The sequence below is a fragment of the Streptomyces sp. NPDC053474 genome, from assembly GCF_044544845.1.
Taxonomy (GTDB): domain Bacteria; phylum Actinomycetota; class Actinomycetes; order Streptomycetales; family Streptomycetaceae; genus Streptomyces.
In genome coordinates this window covers 1-8,961 of sequence record NZ_JBITXV010000041.1, presented here as the reverse complement: position 1 = coordinate 8,961, position 8,961 = coordinate 1, and the positions used below count along the sequence as shown (strand labels likewise).

The following is an 8,961-nucleotide window of genomic DNA, read 5'->3' as shown; positions in this document are numbered from 1 at the left end:
GTCAGCCACAACAACAAGTCGATCCGTGACACCTGCGACCGGGTCCTGTGGCTGGAGCGCGGCGAGCTGCGCATGGACGGGCCCACCGACGAGGTCATCAAGGAGTACGAGAAGTTCACCGGTAAGTAGCCGGATGGCCGCCGTCTGGTCGCGGCCGAATGGAGCAGGGCCCCGCCGGACACCCCGGCCGGGCCCTGACTCGTTTTCAGACATCACGCTTCTCCCAAGTCACAGGAGTTCAGGGAAGATTGAAGCCAATCGGTGCGTTCTTGTGATGTGCGGAACACCCCGACGAAGCGCTGTCCGTTGTACAACGTAAGCTGTACCGGTGCTGATTCGCGGCAAGTGGGGCGATATCGCTCCCTGGATGGGCGCGGGGCGCGCTGTGCCGCTGGGCGGCCTTGGCGGCGTGTCCGAAATAGGATGTATTGGGTCGGCAGTGTAGAACGGGAGATGTGACGGCAATGGCTACGGACGATCTCCAGCTCCGCGATGCGTCCGCCGTCCTCGCCAAAGCCGCGGACGAGAACTTCCCCGTGGCCCCCTTCTTCCTCCCCCGCGCCTGGCGCGCGGACCTCATGGCCGTGTACGGCTTCGCCCGCCTGGTCGACGACATCGGCGACTCCGACCTGGCCAGTGGCGCCGCCCACGCCCGCTACCTGGGCGCGGACCCCGAGGCCGCGGGCGACCCGCTCGCCCTCCTGGACGCCTTCGAGGCCGATCTGCGGAAGGTCTTCACCGCGGGTCCCGAGCCGGGCCACCCCCTGCTGCGTGCCCTCAAGCCCACCGTGCGGCGCGGCGGCCTCACCCCCGAGCCGTTCCTCGGCCTGATCGCCGCCAACCGCCAGGACCAGCTCGTCAAGCGCTACGAGACGTACGACGACCTCGTCGCCTACTGCGAACTGTCGGCGAACCCGGTCGGGCGCCTCGTGCTCGCCATCACCGGCACCGCGACACCCGAGCGGATCCGGCTCTCGGACTCCGTCTGCACCGCGCTCCAGATCGTGGAGCACCTCCAGGACGTGCGCGAGGACCTCGGGCGCGACCGGATCTATCTGCCCGCCCAGGACATGAAGCGCTTTCACGTCCAGGAACGGGATCTGGCCGCTCCTACCGCAGGCGCATCGGTGCGCGCCCTGGTTGCGTTTGAAGCGGAACGCGCCCGCTGCCTCCTGAATGAAGGCACCCCCCTGGTGGGTAGCGTCCACGGCAGGCTGAAGCTGCTGCTGGCAGGGTTCGTGGCAGGGGGGAGGGCGGCCGTCTCGGCGATCGCCGCCGCCGGATACGACGTACTTCCAAGGCCGCCGAAGCCCACGAAGCCGCGTTTGCTGCGCGAGGTGGGTGCGGTTCTGCGAGGAGAGGGGTGAGCCGGACCGTGGAGTCAGAACCTCGCGTGTCCGCACCGGTACTCGCCGCATACAGCTATTGCGAGGCCGTGACCGGGCAGCAGGCACGAAATTTCGCGTACGGCATCAGGTTGCTGCCGACGCCGAAGCGGCGCGCGATGTCGGCGCTCTACGCGTTCTCACGGCGCGTGGACGACATCGGGGACGGCGCGCTCGCGCCGGACGTCAAGCAGACCCGTCTCGACGAGACGCGGAGCCTGCTCGGCCGCATCCACGACGGCTCGGTGGAGGAGGACGACACCGACCCCGTGGCCGTGGCGCTCAGCCATGCCGCGCGGCACTTCCCGATCCCGCTCGGCGGGCTCGACGAGCTGATCGACGGCGTCCTGATGGACGTGCGCGGCGAGACCTACGAGACCTGGGACGACCTCAAGGTCTACTGCCGGTGCGTGGCCGGGGCCATCGGGCGGCTCTCGCTCGGCGTGTTCGGCACGGAGCCGGGGGCGCCGCACGCGGAGCGCGCGCCGGAGTACGCCGACACGCTCGGGCTCGCGCTGCAACTCACCAACATCCTCAGGGACGTGCGCGAGGACGCCCTGGAGGGCCGGACCTATCTCCCGGCCGACGACCTGGCCAAATTCGGCTGCTCCGCCGGGTTCGCGCGGCCCGAGCCGCCCGCGGGGTCCGACTTCGCGGGCCTCGTCCACTTCGAAGTGCGCCGGGCCCGCGCGCTGTTCGCCGAGGGGTACCGCCTCCTGCCCCTGCTCGACCGGCGCAGCGGCGCCTGCGTGGCCGCGATGGCGGGCATCTACCGCCGTCTGCTCGACCGCATCGAGCGCGAGCCGGAAGCGGTCCTGCGGGGCCGCGTCTCCCTTCCGGGGCGCGAGAAGGCGTATGTCGCCGTGCGTGGTCTCTCCGGCCTCGACGCGCGCAATGTCGCACGTCAGGCCGTCAGGAGGCGCACGTGACGCGCGGCCGCGGCACCGGCGGCTCCCACCGCCGCGACCGGCGGGCAACCCTCCGCATGACCTTGGCGTCCCAGACTGCAACCGCCGAAAGGGAGGACGCATGAGGCAGGACGACAGCCGACCCGAACCAGGCGGTGACACGGACGCGGACCATCCCGGCGGAGCGCGCGGCGGGCGGCCCGCGACCTCCGCCGTCGTCGTCGGCGGCGGGCTCGCCGGGATCACCAGCGCCCTCGCCCTCGCCGACGCCGGGCTCGACGTCACGCTCCTCGAAGGGCGCCCCCGGCTCGGCGGGCTCGCCTTCTCCTTCCAGCGCGGCGAGCTGACCGTCGACAACGGCCAGCACGTCTATCTGCGCTGCTGTACCGCCTACCGCTGGTTCCTCGACCGCGTCGAGGGCGCGCACCTGGCGCCGCTGCAAGAGCGCCTCGACGTGCCCGTGCTCGACGCCGAGCGCAATCGCCTCGGGCGGCTGCGCCGCACCGCGCTGCCCGTGCCGCTGCATCTGGCCGCGAGCCTCGCCACCTATCCGCATCTGTCGCTCGCCGAGCGCGCCCAGGTGGGCCGCGCGGCGCTCGCCCTCAAGGGGCTCGACCCGGCCGATCCGGCGCTCGACAGCCAGGACTTCGGCAGCTGGCTGGCCGCGCACGGTCAGTCGACGCGCGCCATCGAGGCCCTGTGGGACCTCGTCGGCGTCGCCACTTTGAACGCCGTCGCGGGCGATGCCTCGCTCGGCCTCGCCGCGATGGTCTTCAAGACCGGGCTGCTCTCGGACCCGGGCGCCGCCGACATCGGCTGGGCGCGGGTGCCCCTCGGTGAACTCCATGACCGCCTGGCGCGCAAGGCGCTCGACTCCGCGGGCGTCCGTACCGAAGTGCGAACACGTGTCACCTCCATCTCGCCACTTAAGAACGGTGGTTGGAGCGTCGAGGTTCCCGGCGAGCGCATCGAGGCCGATACCGTCGTGCTCGCGGTGCCCCAGGCCGAGACGCACGACCTGCTCCCGGAGGGCGCCCTCGACGACCCGGACCGGCTGCTCGGCATCGACACCGCGCCGATCCTCAACGTCCACGTGGTCTACGACCGCAAGGTCCTCAAGCGGCCCTTCTTCGCCGCGCTCGGCACCCCCGTCCAGTGGGTCTTCGACCGGACCGAGGCCTCCGGGCTGCGCTCGGGCCAGTACCTCGCGGTGTCCCAGTCGGCCGCCCAGGACGAGATCGACGCGCCCGTGGCCGCGCTCAGGGAGCGCTATCTGCCCGAGCTCGAGCGCCTGCTGCCCGCCGCGCACGGCGCACGGGTCCTGGACTTCTTCGTGACCCGGGAGCGCACGGCGACGTTCGCGCCGACGCCGGGCGTCGGCCGCCTGCGACCGGGCGCGCACACCAAGGCGCGCGGGCTCTACCTGGCCGGCGCGTGGACCGCCACCGGCTGGCCCGCGACGATGGAAGGCGCTGTGCGCAGCGGTATCAGTGCCGCGAGGGCGGCGCTGACCGCGCTCGACCGCCCGCGCGACCACCTCTTCGAGGAGGCGGCGTGACGCTCGACCTTCTGGGGCCGTCCCAGAACCCCCGCACCGGAACTAGAGGAGAGACTGTGCCGACTGTGCCCTCGGCCCAACCGGCCGCTGTGGACGTGACCGCGCTGTTGGAGCGGGGCCGGACACTGGCCACCCCGGTGCTGCGGACCGCCGTGGACCGCCTCGCGCCCCCCATGGACACCGTCGCCGCCTACCACTTCGGCTGGATCGACGCCGCGGGCAACCCGGCCGACGGCGACGGCGGCAAGGCCGTGCGCCCCGCGCTCGCGCTCCTGTCCGCCGAGGCCGCGGGGGCGCTCCCGGAGGTCGGCGTGCCCGGCGCGGTGGCCGTCGAACTGGTCCACAACTTCTCGCTCCTGCACGACGACCTGATGGACGGCGACGAGCAGCGCCGCCACCGCGACACCGTGTGGAAGGTGCACGGCCCCGCCCAGGCGATCCTCGTCGGCGACGCCCTCTTCGCCCTCGCCAACGAGGTCCTCCTGGAGATCGGCACCGTCGAGGCGGGCCGCGCCACGCGCCGCCTGACCACCGCGACGCGCGCCCTCATCGACGGCCAGGCGCAGGACATCTCCTACGAGCACCGCGAGCGGGTCACCGTCGAGGAGTGCCTGGAGATGGAGGGCAACAAGACGGGTGCCCTGCTCGCCTGCGCGGTCTCCATCGGCGCGGTCCTCGGCGGCGCGGACGACGCCACCGCCGACACCCTGGAGAAGTACGGCTACCACCTCGGACTCGCCTTCCAGGCCGTCGACGACCTGCTCGGCATCTGGGGCGACCCGGAGGCCACGGGCAAGCAGACCTGGAGCGATCTGCGCCAGCGCAAGAAGTCGCTGCCGGTGGTCGCCGCGCTCGCGGCGGGCGGCCCCGCCTCCGAGCAGCTCGGCGAGCTGCTCGCCGCCGACGCCAAGAGCAATGACTTCGACAGCTTCTCCGAGGCGGAGTTCGCCGCGCGCGCCGCGCTCATCGAGCAGGCGGGCGGCCGCGAGTGGACCGCCGAGGAGGCGCGACGGCAGCACGCCGTCGCCATCGAGGCCCTGGACGCGGTCCAGATGCCGGACCTGGTGCGGGCGCAGCTCACCGCGCTCGCCGACTTCGTCGTCGTACGGAAGAGATGATCACTATCGGGCACACCTGACTCGCAGTCGCCGAACACCGCCCCGGTGCGGGCGGTGTCCGACGGCGGACCCAGCAGAGAAGAAGCACTGCGTCGAAGGGGAAGCCATGACAGCGACGACCGACGGTTCCGCCGGAGCGGTGACGCCCCGCGCGGCCTCGGCCACCGAAACACCTGACACGAACCCCGGGGCGGCCGGGGCATCGGAAGCCGCCAAGCGTGCCGTGGAGCGCTCCACGGAGTTCCTGCTGTCCCGCCAGGACCCCCAGGGCTGGTGGAAGGGCGACCTGGAAACGAACGTGACCATGGACGCCGAGGACCTGCTCCTGCGCCAGTTCCTCGGCATCAGGGACGAGGACACCACCCGCGCCGCCGCGCTCTTCATCCGCGGCGAGCAGCGTGACGACGGCACCTGGGCCACCTTCTACGGCGGCCCCGGCGAGCTCTCCGCCACCATCGAGGCCTATGTGGCCCTGCGCCTGGCCGGGGACGCGCCGGACGCGCCGCACATGGCGAAGGCCTCCGCCTGGATCCGCGAGCAGGGCGGCATCGCCGCGGCCCGGGTCTTCACCCGGATCTGGCTCGCCCTCTTCGGCTGGTGGAAGTGGGACGACCTGCCCGAACTCCCGCCGGAGCTCCTCTACTTCCCGAAGTGGTTCCCGCTCAACATCTACGACTTCGGCTGCTGGGCGCGGCAGACCATCGTGCCGCTGACCATCGTCTCCGCCAAGCGCCCGGTGCGCCCCGCGCCCTTCCCGCTCGACGAGCTGCACACCGACCCGGCCGTGCCGAACCCGCCCAAGCCCCTTGCCCCGGTGGCGAGTTGGGACGGGGTCTTCCAGCGCCTCGACAAGGCGCTGCACGTCTACCACAAGGTCGCGCCGCGCTCCGTGCGCAAGGCCGCGATGAACAGCGCCGCGCGCTGGATCATCGAGCGGCAGGAGAACGACGGCTGCTGGGGCGGCATCCAGCCGCCCGCCGTGTACTCGGTCATCGCGCTGCACCTGCTCGGCTACGACCTCGACCACCCCGTGCTCAAGGCGGGCATCGAGTCGCTCGACCGGTTCGCGGTGTGGCGCGAGGACGGCGCGCGGATGATCGAGGCCTGTCAGTCCCCGGTGTGGGACACCTGTCTGGCTACGATCGCCCTCGCCGACGCCGGGGTGCCCGCCGACCACCCGCAGCTGGTGAAGGCCGCGGACTGGATGCTGGGCGAGCAGATCGTCAGACCCGGCGACTGGTCGGTGCGCAAGCCCCATCTCACGCCGGGCGGCTGGGCGTTCGAGTTCCACAACGACAACTACCCCGACATCGACGACACCGCCGAGGTGGTCCTCGCGCTGCGCCGCGTCGCCCACCCGGACCGGCGCCGGATGGACAGCGCCATCGCCCGCGGCGTGGACTGGAACCTGGGCATGCAGTCCAGGAACGGCGCCTGGGCCGCCTTCGACGTCGACAACACCAGCCCGCTGCCGAACAAGCTGCCGTTCTGCGACTTCGGCGAGGTCATCGACCCGCCCTCCGCCGACGTCACCGCGCACGTCGTGGAGATGCTCGCCTACGAGGGCAAGTCCCACGACCCGCGCACCCGCCGCGGCATCGAGTGGCTCCTCGCCGAACAGGAGGCGAACGGCGCCTGGTTCGGCCGCTGGGGCGTCAACTACGTCTACGGCACGGGCTCCGTGGTGCCCGCCCTCGTCGCGGCCGGTCTGCCCGCCGCGCACGGGGCGATCCGCCGCGCGGTCGCCTGGCTGGAGTCGGTGCAGAACGACGACGGCGGCTGGGGCGAGGACCTGCGCTCGTACCGCGACGAGCAGTGGATCGGGCACGGCGCGTCCACCGCGTCGCAGACCGCGTGGGCGCTGATCGCGCTGCTCGCCGCCGGGGAGCGGGACTCCAAGGCCGTCGAGCGGGGCGTCGCCTGGCTGGCCGAGAGCCAGCGCGAGGACGGCTCCTGGGACGAGCCGTACTTCACGGGCACCGGCTTCCCCTGGGACTTCTCGATCAACTACCACCTGTACCGGCAGGTCTTCCCGCTGACCGCCCTCGGCCGGTACGTGCACGGCGAGCCGTCCGTCGGCGGCCTGGGCAAGGGAAGCTGATGAGCACGGACCCGGCGCGCCCGGGGCCCGCTCCGCTGCTCGTCGCCTGTGCGCTCGGCATCGAGCGCCTCGCCCTGCGCACCGCCGACCGCGGCGGAGCCCGGGGTCCCGTGACCGTGCTGCGCACGGGCATGGGCCCCAAGGCCGCCGAGCGCGCTGTCACCCGGGCGCTCGGCAAGGGCTCCCTGCGCGACGCGGCCGTCGTGGCGACCGGGTTCTGCGCCGGGCTCGCCCCCGGCATGCACCCCGGTGACCTCGTCGTCGCCGAGGAGACCCGGCACGACGGCGGCCGCACCCCGTGTGTGGGCACCGCGCTCCTGGTCGAGGAGCTGGTGCGGGCCGTGCCGGGCCGTACCGTGCACACCGGCCCGCTCACGGGCTCCGACCACGTCGTCCGCGGCCACGAACGCGGCGATCTGCTGGCCACCGGCGCGATCGCGGTCGACATGGAGTCCGCGGTCACGCTGCGCAGCGCCGTCACGGCCGGACCCCGGCCGGTTGCGGCCGTCCGGGTGGTCGTGGACGCCCCCCAGCACGAACTCGTCCGCATCGGCACGGTCCGCGGTGGAATATCGGCCTTCCGCGTGCTCCGCGCCGTGCTTCCCGCTTTTTTCGAATGGCACCGATCTTCGCCGCTCCCCCGGAGGTGAGCCAGATGGCTATGCCGCTGCGTCAGTCAATCAAGGTCGCTACCTATCTCTTTGAACAGAAGCTGCGCAAGCGTGACAAGTTTCCTTTGATCGTCGAGTTGGAGCCGCTGTTCGCGTGCAATCTGAAGTGCGAGGGCTGCGGCAAGATCCAGCACCCGGCCGGTGTGCTCAAGCAGCGCATGCCGGTGGCCCAGGCCGTGGGGGCCGTCCTTGAGTCCGGCGCGCCGATGGTGTCCATCGCGGGCGGCGAGCCGTTGATGCACCCTCAGATCGATGAGATCGTGCGCCAGTTGGTGGCCAGGAAGAAGTTCGTCTTCCTGTGCACGAACGCCATGCTGTTGCGCAAGAAGATGGACAAGTTCACGCCGTCGCCGTACTTCGCGTTCGCCGTGCACATCGACGGCATGCGGGAGCGCCACGACGAGTCCGTGGCGAAGGAAGGCGTGTTCGACGAGGCCGTGGCCGCCATCAAGGAGGCCCAGCGCCGCGGCTTCCGAGTGACCACCAACTCGACCTTCTTCAACACGGACACCCCGCAGACCATCATCGAGGTCCTGAACTTCCTCAACGACGACCTGAAGGTCGACGAGATGATGCTCTCGCCCGCCTACGCCTACGAGAAGGCGCCGGACCAGGAGCACTTCCTCGGCGTCGAGCAGACCCGCGAGCTGTTCAAGAAGGCCTTCGCCGGTGGCAACCGGCGCCGCTGGCGCCTGAACCACTCGCCGCTGTTCCTGGACTTCCTGGAGGGCAAGGTCGACTTCCAGTGCACGGCGTGGGCCATTCCGAACTACTCGCTCTTCGGCTGGCAGCGCCCCTGCTATCTGATGAGCGACGGCTACGTCCCCACGTACCGGGAGCTGATCGAGGAGACGGACTGGAGCAAGTACGGCCGCGGCAAGGACGACCGGTGCGCCAACTGCATGGCGCACTGCGGGTACGAGCCGACGGCCGTGCTCGCCACGATGGGGTCGCTGAAGGAGTCGCTGCGCGCCATGCGCGAGACCGTCTCCGGGAACCGGTGACGTCATGACCCCTTCAGGCCCTGTCTCCCTGGGCCTGCCCGAGCCACCGGCCCGGCCGATAGCGGAGCGCCGCACCGCGCGGCGCATCCAGGTCGGGTCGGTGGCCGTCGGGGGCGGCGCTCCGGTGTCGGTGCAGTCGATGACGACGACGCGTACGTCGGACATCGGGGCGACGCTCCAGCAGATCGCGGAGCTGACGGCCTCCGGCTGCCAGAT

Annotated in this window: 8 protein-coding genes and 1 pseudogene; all 9 read left to right on the top strand. The window is 71.6% G+C overall.

All coding sequences use genetic code 11. The features are described 5' to 3' along the window. Positions 1–129: pseudogene (locus ACIG3E_RS40945) on the top strand (ABC transporter ATP-binding protein); the annotation flags it as partial. Positions 130–464: 335 nt separating this feature from the next. Next, complete coding sequence (gene hpnC, locus ACIG3E_RS40940; protein WP_399626312.1) at positions 465–1,367, top strand: squalene synthase HpnC; 903 nt, start codon at positions 465–467, stop codon at positions 1,365–1,367. Continuing rightward, positions 1,364–2,314 carry a presqualene diphosphate synthase HpnD gene (hpnD, locus tag ACIG3E_RS40935; protein ID WP_172387452.1) on the top strand — a complete coding sequence of 317 codons (951 nt, stop codon included), beginning with the start codon at positions 1,364–1,366 and terminating at the stop codon, positions 2,312–2,314. Before hpnC ends, hpnD begins: the two co-directional genes overlap by 4 nt. A 100-nt stretch (positions 2,315–2,414) precedes the next feature. Then, positions 2,415–3,851, top strand: coding sequence for a hydroxysqualene dehydroxylase HpnE (gene hpnE / locus ACIG3E_RS40930; RefSeq protein ID WP_399626309.1), 1,437 nt, complete (start codon positions 2,415–2,417; stop codon positions 3,849–3,851). Further along, positions 3,848–4,969, top strand: a complete 1,122-nt coding sequence (locus ACIG3E_RS40925; RefSeq protein WP_138962785.1) for a polyprenyl synthetase family protein — start codon at positions 3,848–3,850, stop codon at positions 4,967–4,969. The genes hpnE and ACIG3E_RS40925 overlap by 4 nt, the downstream gene beginning before the upstream one ends. A gap of 106 nt (positions 4,970–5,075) precedes the next feature. Then, entirely contained in the window at positions 5,076–7,070 is a 1,995-nt protein-coding gene (shc, locus tag ACIG3E_RS40920; RefSeq protein WP_399626306.1) for a squalene--hopene cyclase, read from the top strand. Continuing rightward, positions 7,070–7,720, top strand: coding sequence for a 1-hydroxy-2-methyl-2-butenyl 4-diphosphate reductase (locus tag ACIG3E_RS40915; RefSeq protein ID WP_399626303.1), 651 nt, complete (start codon positions 7,070–7,072; stop codon positions 7,718–7,720). Before shc ends, ACIG3E_RS40915 begins: the two co-directional genes overlap by 1 nt. Before the next feature lie 5 nt (positions 7,721–7,725). Further along, the gene (gene hpnH / locus ACIG3E_RS40910) at positions 7,726–8,745 is read left to right on the top strand and encodes an adenosyl-hopene transferase HpnH (protein ID WP_399626300.1); all 1,020 of its coding nucleotides are present in this window, start codon (positions 7,726–7,728) and stop codon (positions 8,743–8,745) included. Positions 8,746–8,749: 4 nt separating this feature from the next. Then, positions 8,750–8,961, top strand: a 212-nt coding sequence (locus tag ACIG3E_RS40905; protein WP_399626298.1) for a flavodoxin-dependent (E)-4-hydroxy-3-methylbut-2-enyl-diphosphate synthase, incomplete at its 3' end; no start/stop codon positions are given.

Bases quoted from the DNA above. Each gene is read 5' to 3' on its own strand.
- hpnE (WP_399626309.1), top strand. From the start codon at position 2,415: ATGAGGCAGGACGACAGCCGACCCGAACCAGGCGGTGACACGGACGCG.
- shc (WP_399626306.1), top strand. From the start codon at position 5,076: ATGACAGCGACGACCGACGGTTCCGCCGGAGCGGTGACGCCCCGCGCG.
- hpnH (WP_399626300.1), top strand. From the start codon at position 7,726: ATGGCTATGCCGCTGCGTCAGTCAATCAAGGTCGCTACCTATCTCTTT.
- ACIG3E_RS40915 (WP_399626303.1), top strand. From the start codon at position 7,070: ATGAGCACGGACCCGGCGCGCCCGGGGCCCGCTCCGCTGCTCGTCGCC.
- hpnC (WP_399626312.1), top strand. From the start codon at position 465: ATGGCTACGGACGATCTCCAGCTCCGCGATGCGTCCGCCGTCCTCGCC.